Origin of the sequence: Streptococcus hyointestinalis (genome assembly GCF_041225505.1) — a bacterium.
Lineage (GTDB): Bacteria > Bacillota > Bacilli > Lactobacillales > Streptococcaceae > Streptococcus > Streptococcus hyointestinalis_B.
The window spans coordinates 25,522-45,222 of the sequence record NZ_JBCLSK010000004.1 but is presented as its reverse complement, the minus strand read 5'-3'; the positions used below and the strand labels follow the sequence as shown (position 1 = coordinate 45,222).

Sequence of the window (19,701 nt, the reverse complement as noted above, 5' to 3'; positions counted from 1 at the left end):
CGTTGTGAGCCAAGCACAGCGTTTCCCTTACCGTTCAGTCCCTATGAACCATAAATCACTACCTTCTCTTTCTGGAGATGAGAAGTAATAGTCAGGATTACGATTTGAAATCTCCTCCCTAATATCATCTTCCATCTCTTTGAATAGCTTTTGTGCCTGCTGGGTGTGAGGTGCTTTTAAGAGTACCGTAACGTTATCTTTTCGGATATCCACCACTAACCATCTAACAGCTTTATTGAATTGAATCAGTACTGGATTTTTATAATTAGCTGTTTGATTTCCATCCGTTTCTATTGGTTCATAGGTCAGCTCTTGCTTCAAGAAAGCCTTTAACCGAATCGTCTGATAGATAGACTTCCAGTAATTCAATAGCAAATCATTCACAATGCGTTGATACAACTCGATACCAACCAATACAACTAAACTAAGCAACAATACAATACTAACTTTATTGCTAAGTTCTAATAATAGACTAACTTTGTCAATGATGAACGCTAAAAGTTTCCTTATTGTTTCTGTCTGACTTGATTGGAACAGGAGCAGTTCACTAAGTAACTTACTAGCAAAGCTAAGCCCAAAACTATAAGTCAAGCTAATAACAAGAAAACGATTAAGATGATAGGTTTTTTGAAAATACGTTTTCGTCATATCACAATACCCCTTTCTTGGTATAATAGGTCGGACATAATAGTGGTAAAACTTGATAAGGATGCTCATTATCAATGATTTGCACTAGTCCAGTACCTTTTCCAATAGGGATTACAATTCCTTCTGGGTCTAAATCTGGAAATAAGAACTGAGTCGTTTTCTTATTGATGTTTCCTATCTGAATCAAGAGATTCAGTTGTTCCCTAACTGATACAGGAATAGTATTATGGTCAAATCTCTGACTGACAAGTAATAAATGAACCTTTGTAGCTCGTCCAAGTAAGGCAATCTGAGACAAAAGAGAAAAGAAAGATTCTTTAATAGTCTTATTTACTCCCTCAGATAAAGCAAGTACCTCATCAATGACAATGGTTAAATGGTCGAATTGATGATTAGGGTTATCATAAAGAATCTCTTGTCTTTGTTGGATAAGGTTTAGGCAATTACTCAATTCCTCATTAATTTGACTGACAAAATCACTTTTAGAACGACTCTGCTCAGGATGGATAACAGCAATCTGATTTTCCCTTGCCCACCTAGATGGTGTATCAAATTTTGGGTCAACGATGATCAAGTCTGAAATATCTTTTAATAAACTAAGGAAATAAGTCAAGGTATAGGATTTGCCACTTCCTGAATTTCCAGCAATTGCCATACTAGTAATCTTGTTATAATCAAGCTCCAAATTTTTCATCAAGGGAATTTTACCACCAGCTTGGTTCTTAGAAAATTCTTCAAGGTCAGAAATAACCAAACGTTCAGATACTCCCTTTTTCCATGGAAAGAATAACGCACGTTCTACATGAATATCATCTGAATCTAGTGCCATAAAGTAGGCTGAATTCTGCTTTAGTAAGGTATATCTTGGATATAATGAAGCGTTAGCGATTAAGAAAATCTTCTGATATAGGTCATCATCAATGATATAACCAGCAGGTAGGCGAGGGATAAAGAGAAATCCCTCTTCCATAACCTTACAATTAAAACTATTAGTGTAAGATGTCTCTCCCTGCATGATTGAACCTAACGCCATATTTAAACTTTGTAATAAATATTGCTCTAGTTCTCTATCGGTCATCATTTCACCTCTTTAACACCATCAGCCTTGAAATAAACATTGTATCTGACTTCACATGCTTGTAGATTCTCAAACTCCACAATAGACATATAACTAGGAAGTTCGATTTCATTTTCAAATTTAACAATGAATGGTGGGAGTCCTTTTTGACTAAACCAAGCCTTATAAGCAATAATTTCACCGGTTGGTTTCCCATCTTCAAACTTGATCTGTGGTTCAAGTTCTGTGCTCAAGCAATAAAATGCTTGTTTACTGTCTATGTACTCATTTGCGGTATTTATAGAGTAGCCACTCTTTCTATTTCTAGTCTTCATATCGAAGCCTCTCCTTTCTTAGGAAGAATTAGGAATCAGCAACTTCCTAATTAAGTGAACCAAAAGATTTGCAACTCTCTTGGTTTGACGCCCCCAAAGCCTTGCTGTGCTCTGGTAATTCTAGTATAGAATTTTCTCAAAGATAACTATCCAAAGTTTTGGAGAAAAATCATATGCACTTGAACTCCTTTTTGAACACCAAAAAAAGAACGCAGATAACGTTCCTTTTTTTATAAATATTCAGGTAGTTCTTTCCATTCAATACAGCTAATAAAGGTATTCTGATAATCAACAAGCTCGTCTATTAAAGACAGAGTCATTTTATTTATTTTTTCTTGGAATAACTTTTGAGCCTTATTGTTTTCTTGTAGCATTCCGGGAATTTTCTGTTCAACCCTATTTAACCTATGATCGATATAGCCATCACCTCTTGGTTGATTCAGGACACTATCCAGAAATTCTTCAGCATAAACAACTTGCTCATCGTTTATAAATGGTGTGCTTGTGTCGGTAATTTGATCGATACCCTCAAAATATTTTTTCTCTTCTATTATTTTGAACTTTTCTTCGTTACTCATAGTTGATTCATTAAGTTTATGAAAATCTTCCTGCATTCTAACCCACTCATCTACTATTTTTCTAAGGTCTTCTTGACTTTCATTGCCTTTAAACTGAAAATCATAGCTTGGCATAGGGGGGATATATCGCTTCATGGGTATCTTAGTGTGATAATCTGGCGTTAGATTATCTACAAGAAACTCATCAATCAGATTTTTAACCATAAATCCAATTTTAAACACACTATCTGATTTTAACTTCTTAATCATATTAGGAAAGATAAATTTAGCGATTTTATTTTTCAACCACCGATCAACCTCTGTGTTGATTTTGGTGAAAATAAATTTTTCCTTCCCTGATTCATCAATTATATTTTGGATTACATCACTTTGGAAGGATGACATAATTGTTTCTTTTGATAGTAACCAAAAGATTTTAAAGATTGACTCATAATCAATAACTTCTGTAGGAGCAAGTTCTTCTTCAAAGCGTTTAATTTTATACCATCTGCCAAAATCTCCAAAAACGTATAATAACTCTTCAAAGGATTCTAGTACTTTCTTATTCGGTTGACCTATTGACTTAAATTTATAAAGAAAGTCATCAAACTCGTCAGGCGTAAAATGAACAAATATAGTAAAGAATAATCGAAATAGTTGAAGTTCTAGTTCCTTTTGTTTTCCAAAGATTAAGTGCTCTTTTGTTACTTTAAAATAATCAACATAGTCTTCTAAAAGACGGTCTGAAACAAAGTTGCCACTTTTAGGAACACTAGCTTTCTCTAATCTCAAGATAGCTGATTTTTGTCCATAAGAAATAATTTCAGGTTGTAGTTTTCTCCCTTTATTATTTCTAAGTTCTTTAAATCTAGAAGCTATTGAAGGTATTAAGATTTGTTCAAAATTAATCATACACTACCTTTCATAAAAGACTTATTTTCCATATCATTACCTAGCAAAATCAAAAGTAAAATTATCTACGATATTTACCTCAAATGGTTGACTCTTCCCAAAGCAGATACCATCCTTCACAAGATATGCTTCCACAAAATGACGTCCAGTATATAAGGTTCTTTCTTTTTTTATTTTTTTTCCTTCAATCAATTCAGAGCTGTAGAAATCCCCTCTCAATGAATTTGCATTTTTCGCTTCTTTACCAGTATTAGTAATCTGCCACCAAATTTCGTATTGCTTTAAATCATTAGCTTTCACTTCAAATTTTAAATCACCATGCTTATTTAATGCCGTCCCACTTCTTATTGTTTTCCATCTAAATCCATTTTGAGAATACATAGCCTTAACAAACACATCCTTTACTAGACATTTAGTCCATTTTGACTTTTGATGATGTCTCAATGAAGTTACATTAATAATTGGAAACTGACTTCTAGCATTCTTGAATAAAGACCTTTTCAAGTATTGAATTCGATTAGGATATGTTATTTCATCATTTCCAATATTAAAATCTGATTCCAATTGCTTCAACCAATTATTAAAGGCTTCAAAATATCTTTTATCTTTATCCCATTTACCAGATAAAACTTCTGAATAGTTCACTGGATTATAAACACAAGGTTTACCATTACGGAGTTCTATACCATCTTTCAAATGATTAATAATATAGCTTATAACATCCAAAAAATCATTGTGAATAGAACTTGCAAGCCGGTACTGTTTTGCTGCCAGTGTTGTGATGATAACAGAACCTGGTTTAAATTCAATATCATCTTCAAAACAAATTTCTGCATGCCTTTTTAAAATCTGAACAATTCTTTGCAATGGCGTTCTAACTTTATATTCAGGTACCTTCTCAATAGATGCATAAAATCTTTTAGCAATTTTTTCTTGATATACAGTGTACTTTGATACTTCTCTAAACCAATCAGCATATCCTTTGGGGTTGCTTTTTTCCCAGTTTGAAGATATTTCAAAATAGTTATCTTTAGTTTTATCAGTGATGGCTATATATCCATCATCCTTATTATGTAATGGGACAGACGGTAAAATATCAATATGAAAATTGTTATCATCAACATACTTTAATGTCCAACATCGCTTACTTTCCTCTGGTACATTAGACATCGATTTTGATTTAGCATAATTTTTTACAATCTTTCCTAAGTTATGTTTTAAAGAAAATTGAGATTGATATTCTCTTCTAAGAGATGTAAAGTTACAAACTATATCAATATCATAAGATCCATCTTCTGTTAGAGGCTTGATTGCTGTCCCCAGTTTAAATGATCCCTGCAAATATATATCAGGCCTATAAGAACTAAGTTCTGAATTTTTGATATATTCAGCAATTGAGTTGTATCTTTTTGTCGCTTCTTCATATTTAGAATCAGACACATCTAATTCTTCAATTAATTCTTTAATTTCTTTTCCAATAATGATATTTTCCAACAGTCTCCCTTTCTAAATTATATACTTCGAGGTTTCAGAAATTTTCCTATCCAAGCCATTTTGGGATAAACATTGTCTTTCAATCTCATTTGCCTCGATAAGTTGATAATGGCTACTTTTTATCACCTCATCAAGTATTCCTTTTGGTATTCTTACTTCAAAAATTTCAAATATTTTAAGCTCATCCATTTTAAAGTGAGTTGAAAACGTGATAGGCTCTTTAATAGTTTTTAGATATTCAATCTGTGATTGTTTCATCAGATTTTCAATAGATATACCCGATGGTTCCAACTCTTCAATGAGTTCCCTATTGACCGTGACCTCTCTATTCTTTCTCGTATCAAACCAGTCAATAAATTTTACAAGATGTTTGCCTGTTATTACTAGCCTTAAATCTCCATTTTCATGAAAATGACTTTCAGATTCATCTTTTAATTCTAGATTTTCCTTCAGCCCATTAAATGAATTGTAGTATTTATAAACACCTCCAACTGGCTGATATTGGTCTATTCGATTTCCCTTTATTAACAAATATTCGTTATTATATCTTATTCGAAAAAGATAAGCACAGCTCAATCTTATACTTTTATTCCATCGGATAAGTGATTGATAGTATATTTTTAATCTTAATCTATTATGAGAAATAGTTGAGAAAAGAAAAGTAATAAATGCAACAATCAGATTAACAAAAATATCCTTTATCATTTTACTCCTCTACTTCAAATTTTGGTAAGCTGTTGATTAGATCGACCGTTTGAATTGAGACATTAATAATTCTTAACAATAGATTAAAGATATATTTTTCATCATTACTATAATCATTTGGGTCATCAGTGATACCTGATTTTTTGTCTGTTTTCACTTGATATTGATCCATAATCCATTCAATAGCTGAGCGTCCATTGACCATATACTGATAGGCTTTTTCTGGGATATTTCTGATGGTGATGTCGTTATTATAAATAATAGTTGAACGGTCATCTTTTTTGATGAATTTCATCTTAGTAACCTTATAAGATGGATTATCTAATAAAGAAACATCTACACCATCATAAACTGGAACTTCCTCATAGTTAAGGTGCAAATCCATAAGTGCCTTACCAACTTCAACATATTGTTCTTTGTTTTTGACAATCGGTATCCGTGCTAAATCTTTTTTCAAATCATTAGCATACTTTTCTTGATACTCTTTAGAATTTAACAAACCATAAACATAAGCAAAGGTATCATCTAAACTTAATCCGAGTCTGTCCGCAAAAGCCTGATTCATGTTGTCATTAGATTGGAAAAGTTGCGTCTCATCAACTTCATTGTCATAACGCATGAAGCCTTGACCGTTCATTTGAAGCTGAATATCAGGAATAAGGTTAGTGACAATAATAGAAAAATCTCTTGAAGTTCCTCGTCCTGTAGTCGTAATAACTAAATTATTTTGACCAAATTTTTTGTAGTACTTTCCTGGCCTTTCAACGATTTCATCACTATAGTAAAGCCATTTTTTGGTAAATGGACGATACATAGACAGCTGAAGATAATCTTCCTTGAAAATAAATCTCTTAGAACGCTTAATACTATCTTCAAGTTTAGCAGACCACTTCACAAAATTTTCGTTTCTATTCAGAAGACTTTTTCTCTCTTCTGGTAAAATAGTTATCAATCGATCAAGTTCAAAATTATAGTTTGCAATCAATTGTTTAGAGTTGTTTAATATATCTTGTTTTGAAAATCCTGAAATCCAAGTATCACGATTTGTAGCAATCCCAACGGCACTTTGATTAAATATAGATAAACCCTCATCTACTAAACTTACATACTTCTGATAATTTGGGTCACGTTGATTAAGCCAGTCGTTATTGTTATCAGGTGTAATCTCTTGCCAATCAATAGCTGAAATGTCCCCAAAATCAGAAATAATGTTGAGTTTGTCCTTCTGTGATAAGTAGCCGCCAATATCATGATAGTGAAGTTCATGGCTGTCAGAATCATCTTTAACAAGAATAGAAATAGCTACTGGTGTTCGACTACCTGAACCAAATATTTTCCCACCTTCCCTTCGAGATTGTTCACCAAGAGTGCGTTGGTCACCACGAAGGTTAAAGATATAGAGATGATTAAATTCTTCATAGAGACCTGCACGTAGACCATCTGCAGAGTTAGTATTGAGATAGTTACCATTGGTTACAAAACCAATCACCCCCTGTCCTTTAAGATGGTCTGAAGCCCAACGAAAGGCTTTAACATAAGAGTCATAGAGACCTTTGGTTAGTCCTGCATTAGACTTAGTGACATAAGTCTCTGCCAAACGTTGGTCTAGTTTAGGATATGAGATGTTTTGGTTATTATCATTCTGACTACCTTGACCAATAGAATATGGCGGATTTCCAATAATCGCTGTAATCGGCTTTTCTTGTTGGCGTTTGAGACGCTCATCATTTGTCCCAAAGAACGAATCATCGAGTGTGTCCTCTTGTTCTGTTGATTCAAAGGAATCTGTAAGAACAATTCCTTCAAATGGTATATACGGTTCATCACCATTAATATCATCAAATACCGCCTCGATATTGATAGCAGCGATATAATAGCTTAAAAGAACTATTTCATTGGCGTGAAGTTCTTGTGTATATTTTCTTAGAATATCATTATAAGTGATTTCACCCTTATCCATAAGAGTTTTAAGATATTGTAGCGTGCGCGTAATAAAAGTACCTGTTCCTGTAAATGGATCAAGAATATGAACATTTTCGCTTGCTAATGTTTTACCAAAATGTTTACGTAAGACTACATCAACAGATTTAACGATAAAATCAACTACTTCAACAGGTGTAAAGACAATTCCTAGACGTTCTGTCGTTGACTTGAAACCAGTAGAAAAGAATTTATCATAAAGAGTGATAATAATTTTTTGTTTAGCTTGTGCATTATCAATCCCTTCAGCACGTAAACGAACAGATTCATAAAATGGTTGCAATTCTTTTTGCTCTTTCTCAAAGCCATATTGAGATAATTCAGCAATTATTTTTTCCATAGCTGAGCTAACTGGATTATTCTTAACAAAACTATATTCACCAAATAAAGCGTCAAACACCGGTAAGGTAATTAAGTGCTGTGCCAACATTTCAATAGCTTGTTCTTGGTCAATGGATTCATTAATATTATGCTGTAAACTACGTAGAAAACGCTCAAAAGCTACCTTGCTATCTGGGTTTTGCTCTAAAATAATCTTAATTCCCTGAATGTGGCGGCGTGCAATATCAGCAACATCCTTAGACCAGTCTTCCAGATAACGTCTATCACCCACTTTTTGAACAATTTTACCGTAAATAGCACCTTCTACAGCTTCCCATTCAAGCTCAAGCTCGGTTTGATATCCAGCTGTTGACTCTTCTACATATCCATCGTTAAAATTTGGGTCGTCTGGTGCACCACCAACCCCAATAACTTGGATATTTTTAGGCTTAGACTTGTTCAATTCTAACTTATTAATAGTAGCTTCAAAACGTTCATCTACTGAACGCAAAGCATTAAGAACTTGCCAAACGACATCATACGATTTATTGTTGTCCAAGATCGTTTCTGCTGTTTCTCCCGCAGGAACTACAATTGGAAGAATAATATAGCCATATTCTTTACCTTCAAATTTGCGAATAATACGACCGACTGCTTGAACAATATCAACTTGTGATTTGCGTGGTGATAGGAAAATAATAGCATCTAGATTAGGAACATCAATCCCTTCGGTTAAGAAACGTACATTCGATAAAATGCGTGCTGAATTTTCTGGGATATCATCGCTTGCCAACCAGTCTAATGCTTCATTTTTTTCAAGTGCATTCATACCACCGTCAACATGCCGAACATTTACAGAATAACCTTCTTCACTATCAAGATAATCATTCACAACACTTTCAAACTGCTCAGAAAGACGTTGACTATCCTTGATAGTGCGTAAGAAAGCAATGGCACGCTTCATAGGTTCACCAGAAACTTTATTTGTAAAACTTTCTCGCTTAATCATTCCATTCCAAACACCAATAATACGACCGACATCATCAATATTTAAACCATTTTCTGAGTCAGCTAATGATTTTTGCATATCTTTTTGGACAACTGTTTCATCTACGGCTAACACCATTAGTTTATAATCTGTCAAAATATCATGACTGATAGCATCACCAAACCCTAAACGATAAAAAACTTTACCATATAAGCTTTCATCATCCATACTTGAAATAACTATTGAATTATCTTTAGCTTTTTTCTTAGCATCCATACCATATAGTTTTGGTGTTGCTGTTTGATAAAGTCGTTTCTTAGCTTTGATATTTAAGTCACTATGAACTTTTGTAAATACTGAATCTTGATCACCTAGAGCTTTGGCACCAGTTGTACGGTGTGCCTCATCAGCAATAATTAAATCAAATTCTGGGAATCCATTCTTTCGCGCCTGTCCCAAAACTTCAATTGATTGATATGTACTAAAAACGACTAACAACTCTTTTTTAGGTAATTTTGCTAATTCTTCATAGTTTTCAACAATAGTTTTAGCAGATGTTGTTGCTGGATATCCGATATCACTAGCTTTTATTGTAATATTTGATTCATCTTGTCTAATACTGCCACGACTAGCATTTCTATCACTTGTTACCGCCATTGATGACATAGTCATCTCGGTATCATTATTCCAACCACGTAATGTTTGAGTAAGAAGCTGAATACTAGGAACTAAGTAAAGAACAACATACTGTTCTTTAGCTGCTGCTTTTGCCATAGCTTCGGTAATTTTCAAACTAGTAAAAGTTTTACCAGTACCTGGAGCCATGATTAATTGACCTCGGTCATTAGTTTTATAATGCTCTAAAGCCGATTCGATTACTTCTCTTTGATAGTAGCGTGGTTGTTTTTTAGACTTGACTTCTACTTCTTCTGGTCGTTCAAAAGAAAATTTGTTCCAATCAATTTGAGAATTTCTAAGATCTGATAAACCAATACGTATAACATCACTTCTGTCAGCTAAGGCTTTTTCCGCATTTTTACCCCACTTATCTGTGGATGCTACTATAATTCCTGATTCATAGTAATCTTTACCGAGCTCACCTAAAAACGAATCTATATTGGATTTTTGAATAGCATGGTCGTAAAATTTAGCTTGAATCGCTACTAGTTCCCCAGTAAATTTTTCAGCAACTAAATCTACCCCGATATCTGTTTTCGGAATACCGTATTTTTCTGGGACATCTGCTAACATCCACACACTTTTAAATTCATTTTTATATGTTGGTTCATTTTGAAAATATGCTCTTACAAGATATTCAAAGTATGTTCCTCTGTCACGTTGTGTTTCAGCAGAGTTCTTTATTTGATTTACAAGATTATCAAAACTCATTGTATAACCCCTTTTCTCACATGAGCAAGGGACTAAGGGTACCCTTACCCAAAATATTTTTTCTATTATATCATGTTTTTTTTTAAAAATAAAAAACACCCCACCAAACTTTCGTTTGGTGGGGTGTTGATGGGGAATGAAAACATTTTCCACCTTATTTTCGCTCTTCGACATTGCAAAAACCTTGCTATGCTGGGATTTCGCAATGTAATTGCGTACCCCTATTATTTAAGAGTATCATACGCTTACTTTCCATCCTCTTTTTATCTATTGGTTTTCTTCTAGCGACAGCTATCAAAAAAAGAGCACAAACCGCTTACTGGCAGACTTACTGCATTCTACCCTTGCTTATCAGCTCTGCTATTTTACCCTTTTTTCCAAAAGTTGCCGCTCTTTGGGTGATACTGCTTGCGACAGCGACTGGCATGCTGACACTGACCTTTACAGGAAGCCAGATTGAGTCGCACGCCTATACTATTTTGATGACATCGGGCAATTACCGCAAAATGCTGACCAGCTGGTACCAATATCTAACGATCCACGACAAATCGCCAGAGCTGAAACGGCAAGCAACCAATTACAGTTTTGTCGTCTCAAGCTTTGTGCTGGGAGCTGTCAGTGTCGCTTTTCTAGACAATATCCTGCACGAGAAAACCTTGTGGCTGGTCACGCTTAGCCTAGCGACTGTCTGCTATCACTACACCGCCATTGTCATCCGCTACAAACTCAAATACAGCAATGTCTAAAAGGTTGGGAAATCCCAACCTTTTTAGTTTTTCAAAGCCTTTGCTAGGCAAAAAATGTCCTCGGGGCTCGTTCTGCAGCAACCACCGACCACTTTTGCCCCCAGTTTGTGCCAAGCTCTGCTGTTTTCAAGCAGCGTGTGGGCATTGTCTGGTGTAGATGTCCAAGTCTGACTACTACCGTCATAAATCTCACCAGAATTGGGATAGGTCACTAGTGGCTTTTGCGAAATGCTTCCTATGCGCTCAAGCAAAGGAGAAATAAGGCTAGGACTGCTACAATTGATACCAAAAGTCAGCACTTGTGCACTACTGTCACACAGCTGTGCCACCTCCTCAATCGGCGTCCCATCAGCGATATGCTGACTATCCTGCGCCGTAAAGGACATATAACTTTCCACATCAGGAAACTCTGTCGCAAGCAAGTCGATAAGAGCGCTCGCCTCAAGAAAGTTTGGGATGGTCTCGATAGCTAAAAGGTTACTACCAGCTTCTAGCAAAGCATTGATACGTGGACGGTGAAAGTCTTGGTATTCTTCTTTTGTGAGTTGATAATTGCCAGTGTACTCCGAGCCGTCCGCTAGATAAGCAGCGTAAGGACCGACGTCTCCAGCAATCAAGGGATAGGGGCGTTTTTGCCTTTCTTCATCTGATAAACCGCTCCAAAAAGCTTCTCGTGCCTCCTTTGCAAGCAGAACGCTCAAGGAAATAACTTCCAGGGCTTCTTCTTCCGATAAACCAATGGCTTCTAGTCCTTTTGTTGTGGCTTGGTAGCTAGAAGTTGTGATGATGTCAGCACCTGCCTCTAAGTAGACCGTGTGTAAGTCTCTGATGACACTTGGTTGTTCCAATAAATACTTAGCAGACCAGAGTTTTCCTGAAACGTCATAGCCACGCTTTTCCAGCTCTGTTCCCAGTGCACCATCTAAAATAACATAGTCTTGACTGGCTAGTAAGTCTTTAAATTGTCCCATAATACTCCTTTCTACCACTTTTTATAACGCAGATAATGGTATACGTAACAGAAAATAACAAAGGGAATCCCAAAGTACAAACCCGCACGCTGTGAAGCGTCCCAAGCAATCCCGATAATCGAAATCAAAAGTAAAACAATAGTGATGTAAGGCAAAACAGGCGTAAAGGGCGTTTGATAAGCCAACTCATCCAGAGAATGCTCTTTTAAAAATGCCTTTCGGAAATTGATCTGTGCCATAGGAATGGACAGCCAGACCACCACAACAGCAAAGCCTGCAATAGACACCAAGGCAAGATAGACTGTGTCTGCTGCATAGATACTTGAAAACAGCGCTAGAACGGCACCTGCCATAGACAAGAGAAGCGCACGCATGGGAACACCGTGTTCGTTTATCTTGACGACTTTTTGAGACAGCATGCCTTCATTTGCCAAGGACCACAGCATACGGCTAGAAGCGTAAAGCCCAGAATTGCCCGCAGATAAAATAGCTGTCAAAATCACGACATTCATGATGTCAGCCGCAAAAGGCATGCCCATCTTGTCAAAAACATCGACAAAAGGTGCTGTTGAGACACCCGCCTCTTTCATGGGCAAAAGAGACGCCAACACCACAATGGTCAAGACAAAGAAAATTACCAAGCGCCCAATAGTTGTTTTGATGGCTCTAGGCACGGCTTCTTTGGGATTATCCGTCTCACCTGCTGCGATTCCTATCAACTCCGTGCCTGAAAAAGCATAATTGACGGCTAACATGACAGATAAAACTGCCGTGAAACCTTTTGGAAAGGCACCGTTTGCTGTGAGATTGGTCAATAAAATCGCCTGATGTTTGCCTTCAAAGGAAACCAAGCCAAACATAGCACCAAGCCCCAAGATGATAAAAATAATAATCACAATCACCTTAATGGATGAGAAGAAAGACTCTGCCTCGGCAAAGCTGCGTACGCTGAGCGAATTGATGGCAAAGATGACAACAGCAAATAAAGTCGCAAAAATCCATGTAGGAACAGCTGGAAACCAGCGTCCCATCAACATAGCAGCGCCTAAAAACTCTGTCCCAAGCGCTACCGTCCAACAAATCCAATACAGCCAAGCCACCGTAAAGCCAGTACCTGGGCTGATAAACTTTGTCGCATAGGTGTGAAAAGAACCCGTGACCGGCATAGCAACAGCCAACTCACCAAGAGACAGCATGACCAGATAAACAACGATAGCACCCACCAAATAAGACAAAACAGCCCCCAGAGGACCAGCTTGTGCAATGGTATAGCCTGAACTCAAAAACAGACCTGTCCCGATGACACCACCCAGAGACAGCATAAACAAATGACGACTGGTCATTTTGCGCTGAAACTGACCTTCGTTTTCAAAATTATAATTTTCCATAGAACCCCTCTTTATTTCTAATAGACTTATCATAACATAAGATAGTCCGAAATGGTAATAGTCCTTAATCTATGGATACTATAGCAAAAAACTATAACGAAAAGGCTGACAACGCAGCCTCTGTTATAAATGCTCTAAAATCGTGTCCCAAGCCTCGTCAATACCGATACGCTCAACAGATGAAAAGACGAGAAAGGCATCGTTGTTATCAAAGTCCAGACTTTTTTTGATAAGACTTTCCTGTTTATTCCACTTGCCACGTGGTACCTTGTCAGCCTTGGTCGCAACGACAATGACAGGAATATCATAGTATTTCAAAAACTCATACATCTGGATGTCATCACTGCTTGGCTCATGGCGAAAATCCACGAGACTGACGACCACACGCAGATTATCACGAGTGACCAGATATTCCTCAATCATCTTGCCCCACTTAGCACGCTCTTTTTTGGAAACCTTAGCATAGCCATAACCTGGTACATCGACAAAACGCAACTTGTCATCAATATTGTAGAAATTAAGCAGCTGCGTTTTACCTGGTTTACTAGAGGTGCGAGCGAGGTTTTTACGTCCTAGTAGTGTATTGATGAAGCTAGATTTGCCAACGTTTGAGCGTCCTGCAAGCGCCACTTCTGGGAGGTCATCCTTTGGATAGTGCGACTGATTGGCAGCACTTAGCAAAATGGAAGCATTGTGCGTATTTAAATATTCCTCAGCCATAGCGCCTCCTTGCTAAGCCGTCTCTAGTACAGGCTTGTCTGTACCTTCAACAGCGTCCTTAGTGATACGAACCTTAACCACGCCTTCTTCGCTTGGCACTTCAAACATAACATCAAGCATGGTTTCCTCGATGATTGAGCGAAGACCCCGTGCCCCAGTCTTACGAGCAATGGCCTTGTCAGCGATAGCTTTGAGAGCATCCTCATCAAAGTCAAGCTCTACACCATCATAGGAAAGAAGGGTTTGATACTGTTTAACAAGAGCATTGCGTGGCTCTGTCAAGATACGCACCAAGTCGTCTGCTGTTAAGCGCTCAAGCGCCGCCACAACTGGCAAACGTCCGATAAACTCTGGGATAAGCCCAAACTTTTGAATGTCCTCAGAGATGATTTCTTGCATGTAAGAGCTGTCATCATCAATCTTGCGGTTGGTTTGCCCAAATCCGATAACCTTCTCACCCAGACGTTGTTTGACGATGTCCTCAATACCATCAAAAGCCCCACCAACGATAAAGAGGATATTTTTCGTATCAATCTGAATCATTTCTTGGTTTGGGTGCTTACGTCCACCTTGCGGTGGCACACTAGCGACAGTCCCCTCGATGATTTTTAGAAGGGCCTGCTGAACACCCTCACCTGAGACATCACGGGTGATAGAGACATTTTCACCTTTTTTAGCGATTTTATCAATCTCATCCACATAGATAATCCCACGCTCGGCACGCTCGATATTAAAATCAGCGGCTTGGATGAGTTTTAGGAGGATATTTTCCACATCCTCACCGACATAGCCAGCCTCTGTGAGTGACGTTGCATCGGCAATGGCAAAAGGCACATTAAGGCTTTTAGCCAAGGTTTGTGCCAAAAAGGTCTTTCCTGAACCTGTTGGTCCAATCATGAGGATGTTTGACTTTTGCAGGTCAACATCTTCTTCGTCACGGCTCTCAGTGAAGCTGACACGCTTATAGTGGTTGTAAACAGCGACAGCCAAAGCACGCTTAGCACGGTCTTGACCCACGACATATTGGTTTAAAATATCTAAGAGTTCTTTTGGTTTTGGAACTTCTGCTAAGTCCTCTAGAACCTCTTCTGCCAGCTCTTCACGGATGATTTCCTGAGAAAGCTCGACGCATTCATTACAGATAAATACGTTGTTGCCAGCAATAATTTTCTTGGCCTCATCCTGACTTTTACCACAGAATGAGCAATAAACTTTAACATCGTTATTTCGATTTCCAGCCATTAGTTCTCCTAAATGTTTATTTTATTGTATTTTCAGCGAATAGATTGTTAAAATAAGGTGCCGTAAAAGGCATGTATAGTGTTTACAAGATTGGTAAAGGTATTTAACAAGAAAATAATGCCTAAACCGTAGCGCTTTTTCTTAAAAGCAGGGATAGCTAAAGCAAAGCATATCGCAGCTAAAAAAGCGGTAAATAAGCCGAGTAAACTTTTTTCCATAGCTACCTCACATCTTTGTTATCATAATATTCTACCGTAAAGGCATAAGCGTTTTTGGCATCCGCATCAAAGGTCCTCTCTGCTGTTTTCACAAAAGAGCTTTTTATCAAGTTTGGAAAATAAGTGTCTCCTGTAAAATCACCATGAACGACGGTTTTGATAGCCTTGTCATAATAACCATCAAAAGAGGCGTAAACCTTAGCACCGCCTATGATGTAGAGCGTTTTGTCCTGCTGGTGAAACCAAGCAAGCGCCTCATCTACACTGTGGACAATGGTGACACCTTCAGCTGTGTATGTCGTATCGCTCGTTAAAACCAGCGTCTCACGTCCAGGCAGCGGGCGTTTATTCATCCCCTCAAAGGTCACACGTCCCATGAGTAGCGCCCCACCTAGCGTTGTTTCCTTGAAATGCTTGAGCTCTTTTGGTAAATACCAAGGCAGCTTGCCACACGCTCCGATGAGATGCTTTTCGTCCTCAGCCCAGAGGGCAATTACATTGTGTGTCATCTTGTCTCCTTTTTACTTTCTATTATTGTAACAAAAAGCGTCAAAAAATGCTGAGATAAAGATGGACGCTTTCTTTTCTTTAAATCGCTAAGTCAAAATGCAGTTGTGGCTTGATTGGCGCATAATCTACCAGCTCAAAATCTTCTGGCTTGATGTCAAAAAAGTCTGTACCATCAGGCACATTTAAGACTAAGCGTGGCTTGCAATCGCTCGGCTCACGTCTAAGGAGTTCTTTTGCTTGTTCAAATTGATTGTCGTAGATGTGTAGATTATTGATAAAATAAAAGAACTTACCGACTTTCCAGCCAAAGTGCTTGGCAATCATCATTTGAAGTGCGACATATTGCATGGCATTGATATGATGAGAGACCAGCATATCATTGGAGCGCTGCGTTAGGGTCGCATCCAGATAAATGTCACCGTCCACACGACGCACATCATACATGGTCTGAAAAGCACAAGGCAAAAGCCCTTCGGTCTCTTCAAAAGCCTCATAGTCCCAGAGTGAGATGACATTGCGACGGTTCCAAGGGTTAGCTTCAAGCTGTTTGAGGATTTTTCTGATGATGTCGTGCTTTTTCACCACAGCTCCGTAGCGCTGACCGATGGTGTCAGTATCTCCAACTTCCCACTCGTTCCAATATTTGACCTTGTACTTGTCATTTAAAAGCTCTAGGCTATTGGATTGGTCTTGGTAAATCCAAAAAATCTCACGAATGGCATTTTTTATTGGGATAGGACGAAGCGTTGTGATGGGAAATTCTCCCTTACTCAAATCATACTCAGCAAAAGCACCTGTGATGTATTTTGAGTTGGCTTGTCCACCAGATTGATAGACAGGACGGGCGTTTTCAGAAAAGACGCCCTCTTCCATAATCTTTTGTATATTCTCTTTAAAAATCTTATCCGCTTTGGTCATGATATCCTCCAAAAGCATATTCTACCAAAAAAGCGCACTTCTAGCCACTAGAAAACTTCTCTTAAAAGTTTACCATTTTTAAAGTACGACTTTAGGCGGTTTTATGTTAAAATGTTGAATGGGATAATAACATTACTTGTAAGAAAGGGAACACTATGACTATCGGAATTGATAAAATCGGTTTTGCAACTGGTCGCTATCGTCTTGATATGGGAGATTTGGCTCAAAGTCGTGGGGTTGACTCTGAAAAATTCAGTAAAGGATTGCTTCTTTACGCTTTGAGCATTACACCTATCACAGAGGATATTGTCACTCTAGGTGCCAGTGCTGCAAACAGTATTTTAGATGAGAAGGACAAGGCTAGCATTGACATGGTTCTTGTCGCAACAGAATCGAGCATTGATCAAAGTAAGGCAGCTGCCGTTTATATTCATCATCTTTTAGGTATTCAACCTTTTGCGCGTAGCCTCGAGTTTAAGGAAGCCTGCTACAGTGCGACTGCTGCACTCAACTACGCTAAACTACATGTGGAAAAACATCCTCAATCAAAAGTGCTGGTCATTGCCTCAGATATTGCCAAATATGGTATCAATACACCAGGTGAGCCGACACAAGGCTCAGGTAGTATCGCTATGCTTGTCAGCCAAAATCCTCGCATTTTGGAGCTTCACGATGACAATGTCGCACAAACTCGTGACATCATGGACTTTTGGCGTCCAAACTACAGCACAACGCCTTTTGTGGACGGCATGTACTCGACCAAGCAATATCTCGATATGCTCAAAACCACTTGGGCAGAATACCAAAAACGCTCTGGAAAAACCTTGGCTGATTTTAGCGCCTTTTGCTTTCACCTGCCTTTTCCAAAGCTAGCCCTCAAAGGCTTCAATAAAATCATGGATAAGAGCCTTCCAGACGCTAAAAAAGAGGCTTTAAAAGCCAACTTTGACGCTTCAATCACCTACAGCCGTCAAATCGGAAACATCTACACTGGCTCGCTCTTTTTAGGTCTACTCTCCCTTTTAGAAAATAGCGACAACTTGCAAGCTGGGGAGAACATTGCCCTCTTTAGCTACGGAAGCGGTGCAGTGGCTGAAATCTTTAGCGCAACACTTGTTGATGGTTTCAAGGCACAGCTCAAAACCAACCGCAAAGAAGAGCTTGAGTCACGCCAAAACATTTCGGTTGCTGATTATGAGACAATTTTCTTTGAAGAAGCTGCGCTTGATGAGGCTGGCAATGCTAGCTTTGCTGACTATGTGACAAATGATTTTTCACTTGTCGCAATCAAGGAACACCAGCGTATATACGAGGCAAAAGATGGACAAGAAAATAATTAACTGGGCTGGATTTTCCAAGAAAACAGCAAAAGAGCGGGCGCTTTTCTTAGAAAAGCTAGATTTATCATCTGACAGCGTAGCGACTCTTGAGCAGGAAAAACTGCTCCCTCTTGACATTGCCAACCAGATGGTGGAAAATGTCGTCACACGTCATGCTCTGCCTTTTTCCGTGGTGCCTGATGTCTTGGTTGATGGCAAGGTCTATCAAGTGCCCTTTGTAACCGAGGAGCCCTCTGTCGTCGCTGCAGCTAGCTTTGCTAGCAAGATTATCAAACGCTCTGGTGGCTTTAAAACCCAGCAAGACAAACGGCAAATGATTGGGCAGGTTGCCCTCTATGATGTAGACAACAAAGCGCAAGCGATAAGTGCTATTCTTGCTAAAAAGGCAGAACTGCTAGCACTAGCTAATAGCGCTTATCCGTCCATTGTCAAACGTGGGGGCGGAGCTTGTGAGCTGAGCGTGGAGGAAAAAGGTGATTTTCTCATCGTTTATCTGAGCTTTGACACCAAGGAAGCTATGGGTGCCAACATGGTCAATACCATGATGGAATCTCTAGTGCCGACACTTGAGGCGCTCAGCGGCGGCAAGTCGCTCATGGCTATTCTCTCAAACTACGCTACGCAATCTCTTGTGACCAGTACCTGCCAGATACCACTTCGCTACCTCAGCCGCAAACTTGATGAAGCTGAACAGTTAGCACACAAAATAGCACTGGCTAGTCAACTAGCGCAAGTCGACCCTTACCGAGCCAGCACGCATAACAAAGGGATATTTAACGGTATCGACGCTGTTGTACTGGCTACGGGTAATGACTGGCGGGCTATTGAGGCGGCTGGGCATACCTACGCTAGTCGCAAAGGCAGCTATCAAGGGCTGTCCACTTGGAGTTACAACTCGTCTACGAAAATGCTTGAAGGCACACTCACACTGCCTATGCCTATTGCCACCAAAGGCGGCTCTATCGGGCTCAATCCTAGCACAAGACTAGCGCATGACTTGCTAGGACAGCCAAAAGCTACAACCTTAGCAGCCATCATTGCTTCTATCGGCTTAGCGCAAAATTTTGCAGCGCTAAAAGCCCTCACCAGCACAGGCATCCAAGCCGGACACATGAAACTGCAAGCCAAATCGCTAGCGCTTCTAGCTGGCGCCACAGAAAGCGACGTAGCGCCTCTGGTTAAAGAACTGCTCAAACAGCCTACTATGAACTTAGCAGTTGCTAAACAACTGCTAGAGCAAGTACGACAAACTAACTAAACAA

The 19,701-nt window shown here is 38.7% G+C and carries 17 protein-coding genes; 3 read left to right on the top strand and 14 right to left on the bottom strand.

What is annotated here, in order from left to right:
• Positions 1-27: 27 nt before the first annotated feature.
• The 7 genes from AALA56_RS01905 to AALA56_RS01875 all read right to left on the bottom strand — a co-directional run bounded on the left by AALA56_RS01905 (position 28) and on the right by AALA56_RS01875 (position 10,386).
• The gene (locus AALA56_RS01905; RefSeq protein ID WP_369908508.1) at positions 28-648 is read right to left on the bottom strand and encodes a hypothetical protein; all 621 of its coding nucleotides are present in this window, start codon (positions 646-648) and stop codon (positions 28-30) included.
• A 1-nt stretch (position 649) separates the two neighbouring features.
• Positions 650-1,726, bottom strand: a complete 1,077-nt coding sequence (locus AALA56_RS01900; RefSeq protein WP_369908507.1) for an AAA family ATPase — start codon at positions 1,724-1,726, stop codon at positions 650-652.
• Positions 1,726-2,040 (bottom strand): hypothetical protein, encoded by a 315-nt coding sequence (locus tag AALA56_RS01895; protein WP_369908506.1) that lies wholly within the window; start codon positions 2,038-2,040, stop codon positions 1,726-1,728. The genes AALA56_RS01900 and AALA56_RS01895 overlap by 1 nt, the downstream gene beginning before the upstream one ends.
• A 230-nt stretch (positions 2,041-2,270) precedes the next feature.
• Positions 2,271-3,509 carry a hypothetical protein gene (locus AALA56_RS01890; protein ID WP_369908505.1) on the bottom strand — a complete coding sequence of 413 codons (1,239 nt, stop codon included), beginning with the start codon at positions 3,507-3,509 and terminating at the stop codon, positions 2,271-2,273.
• 36 nt (positions 3,510-3,545) lie between these two features.
• Positions 3,546-5,003: a nucleotidyltransferase gene (locus tag AALA56_RS01885; RefSeq protein WP_369908503.1), complete on the bottom strand. Its 1,458-nt coding sequence runs from the start codon at positions 5,001-5,003 to the stop codon at positions 3,546-3,548.
• Positions 5,004-5,015: 12 nt separating this feature from the next.
• Entirely contained in the window at positions 5,016-5,708 is a 693-nt protein-coding gene (locus AALA56_RS01880; protein WP_369908502.1) for a hypothetical protein, read from the bottom strand.
• Between the two features lies 1 nt (position 5,709).
• Positions 5,710-10,386, bottom strand: coding sequence for a DEAD/DEAH box helicase (locus AALA56_RS01875; RefSeq protein WP_369908549.1), 4,677 nt, complete (start codon positions 10,384-10,386; stop codon positions 5,710-5,712).
• A gap of 173 nt (positions 10,387-10,559) precedes the next feature.
• Between AALA56_RS01875 and AALA56_RS01870 the strand changes: the two genes are divergently transcribed.
• Entirely contained in the window at positions 10,560-11,132 is a 573-nt protein-coding gene (locus tag AALA56_RS01870) for a DUF1275 family protein (RefSeq protein WP_369908501.1), read from the top strand.
• Positions 11,133-11,155: 23 nt separating this feature from the next.
• On the opposite strand, the gene mmuM is transcribed toward AALA56_RS01870, so the two are convergent.
• The 7 genes from mmuM to AALA56_RS01835 all read right to left on the bottom strand — a co-directional run bounded on the left by mmuM (position 11,156) and on the right by AALA56_RS01835 (position 17,099).
• On the bottom strand, positions 11,156-12,103 hold the full coding sequence (mmuM, locus tag AALA56_RS01865; protein WP_369908500.1) for a homocysteine S-methyltransferase: 948 nt from the start codon (positions 12,101-12,103) through the stop codon (positions 11,156-11,158).
• An 11-nt stretch (positions 12,104-12,114) separates the two neighbouring features.
• On the bottom strand, positions 12,115-13,491 hold the full coding sequence (locus AALA56_RS01860; protein ID WP_369908498.1) for an amino acid permease: 1,377 nt from the start codon (positions 13,489-13,491) through the stop codon (positions 12,115-12,117).
• 123 nt (positions 13,492-13,614) lie between these two features.
• On the bottom strand, positions 13,615-14,211 hold the full coding sequence (gene yihA / locus AALA56_RS01855) for a ribosome biogenesis GTP-binding protein YihA/YsxC (RefSeq protein WP_115269099.1): 597 nt from the start codon (positions 14,209-14,211) through the stop codon (positions 13,615-13,617).
• 12 nt (positions 14,212-14,223) lie between these two features.
• Positions 14,224-15,453 carry an ATP-dependent Clp protease ATP-binding subunit ClpX gene (gene clpX, locus AALA56_RS01850; RefSeq protein ID WP_369908497.1) on the bottom strand — a complete coding sequence of 410 codons (1,230 nt, stop codon included), beginning with the start codon at positions 15,451-15,453 and terminating at the stop codon, positions 14,224-14,226.
• Between the two features lie 47 nt (positions 15,454-15,500).
• A complete protein-coding gene (locus AALA56_RS01845; protein ID WP_115269095.1) occupies positions 15,501-15,671 on the bottom strand; it encodes a hypothetical protein in 171 nt (56 codons plus the stop codon).
• Between the two features lie 2 nt (positions 15,672-15,673).
• On the bottom strand, positions 15,674-16,180 hold the full coding sequence (locus tag AALA56_RS01840; protein WP_369908496.1) for a dihydrofolate reductase: 507 nt from the start codon (positions 16,178-16,180) through the stop codon (positions 15,674-15,676).
• Between the two features lie 79 nt (positions 16,181-16,259).
• Positions 16,260-17,099: a thymidylate synthase gene (locus AALA56_RS01835; protein WP_369908495.1), complete on the bottom strand. Its 840-nt coding sequence runs from the start codon at positions 17,097-17,099 to the stop codon at positions 16,260-16,262.
• 155 nt (positions 17,100-17,254) lie between these two features.
• On the opposite strand from AALA56_RS01835, the gene AALA56_RS01830 reads away from it, so the two are divergent.
• Together AALA56_RS01830 and AALA56_RS01825 are read left to right on the top strand one after the other, a co-directional pair.
• Positions 17,255-18,439, top strand: a complete 1,185-nt coding sequence (locus AALA56_RS01830; protein WP_369908494.1) for a hydroxymethylglutaryl-CoA synthase — start codon at positions 17,255-17,257, stop codon at positions 18,437-18,439.
• On the top strand, positions 18,420-19,697 hold the full coding sequence (locus AALA56_RS01825; protein WP_369908493.1) for a hydroxymethylglutaryl-CoA reductase, degradative: 1,278 nt from the start codon (positions 18,420-18,422) through the stop codon (positions 19,695-19,697). The genes AALA56_RS01830 and AALA56_RS01825 overlap by 20 nt, the downstream gene beginning before the upstream one ends.
• The last annotated feature ends 4 nt before the right edge of the window (positions 19,698-19,701 follow it).

What these genes read in the sequence shown, in the direction of transcription:
- AALA56_RS01905 (WP_369908508.1), bottom strand. Translation starts at nt 648, where the DNA reads ATGACGAAAACGTATTTTCAAAAAACCTATCATCTTAATCGTTTTCTT.
- AALA56_RS01900 (WP_369908507.1), bottom strand. Translation starts at nt 1,726, where the DNA reads ATGACCGATAGAGAACTAGAGCAATATTTATTACAAAGTTTAAATATG.
- AALA56_RS01895 (WP_369908506.1), bottom strand. Translation starts at nt 2,040, where the DNA reads ATGAAGACTAGAAATAGAAAGAGTGGCTACTCTATAAATACCGCAAAT.
- AALA56_RS01890 (WP_369908505.1), bottom strand. Translation starts at nt 3,509, where the DNA reads ATGATTAATTTTGAACAAATCTTAATACCTTCAATAGCTTCTAGATTT.
- AALA56_RS01880 (WP_369908502.1), bottom strand. Translation starts at nt 5,708, where the DNA reads ATGATAAAGGATATTTTTGTTAATCTGATTGTTGCATTTATTACTTTT.
- AALA56_RS01875 (WP_369908549.1), bottom strand. Translation starts at nt 10,386, where the DNA reads ATGAGTTTTGATAATCTTGTAAATCAAATAAAGAACTCTGCTGAAACA.
- mmuM (WP_369908500.1), bottom strand. Translation starts at nt 12,103, where the DNA reads ATGGGACAATTTAAAGACTTACTAGCCAGTCAAGACTATGTTATTTTA.
- AALA56_RS01860 (WP_369908498.1), bottom strand. Translation starts at nt 13,491, where the DNA reads ATGGAAAATTATAATTTTGAAAACGAAGGTCAGTTTCAGCGCAAAATG.
- yihA (WP_115269099.1), bottom strand. Translation starts at nt 14,211, where the DNA reads ATGGCTGAGGAATATTTAAATACGCACAATGCTTCCATTTTGCTAAGT.
- clpX (WP_369908497.1), bottom strand. Translation starts at nt 15,453, where the DNA reads ATGGCTGGAAATCGAAATAACGATGTTAAAGTTTATTGCTCATTCTGT.
- AALA56_RS01845 (WP_115269095.1), bottom strand. Translation starts at nt 15,671, where the DNA reads ATGGAAAAAAGTTTACTCGGCTTATTTACCGCTTTTTTAGCTGCGATA.
- AALA56_RS01840 (WP_369908496.1), bottom strand. Translation starts at nt 16,180, where the DNA reads ATGACACACAATGTAATTGCCCTCTGGGCTGAGGACGAAAAGCATCTC.
- AALA56_RS01835 (WP_369908495.1), bottom strand. Translation starts at nt 17,099, where the DNA reads ATGACCAAAGCGGATAAGATTTTTAAAGAGAATATACAAAAGATTATG.
- AALA56_RS01830 (WP_369908494.1), top strand. Translation starts at nt 17,255, where the DNA reads ATGACTATCGGAATTGATAAAATCGGTTTTGCAACTGGTCGCTATCGT.
- AALA56_RS01825 (WP_369908493.1), top strand. Translation starts at nt 18,420, where the DNA reads ATGGACAAGAAAATAATTAACTGGGCTGGATTTTCCAAGAAAACAGCA.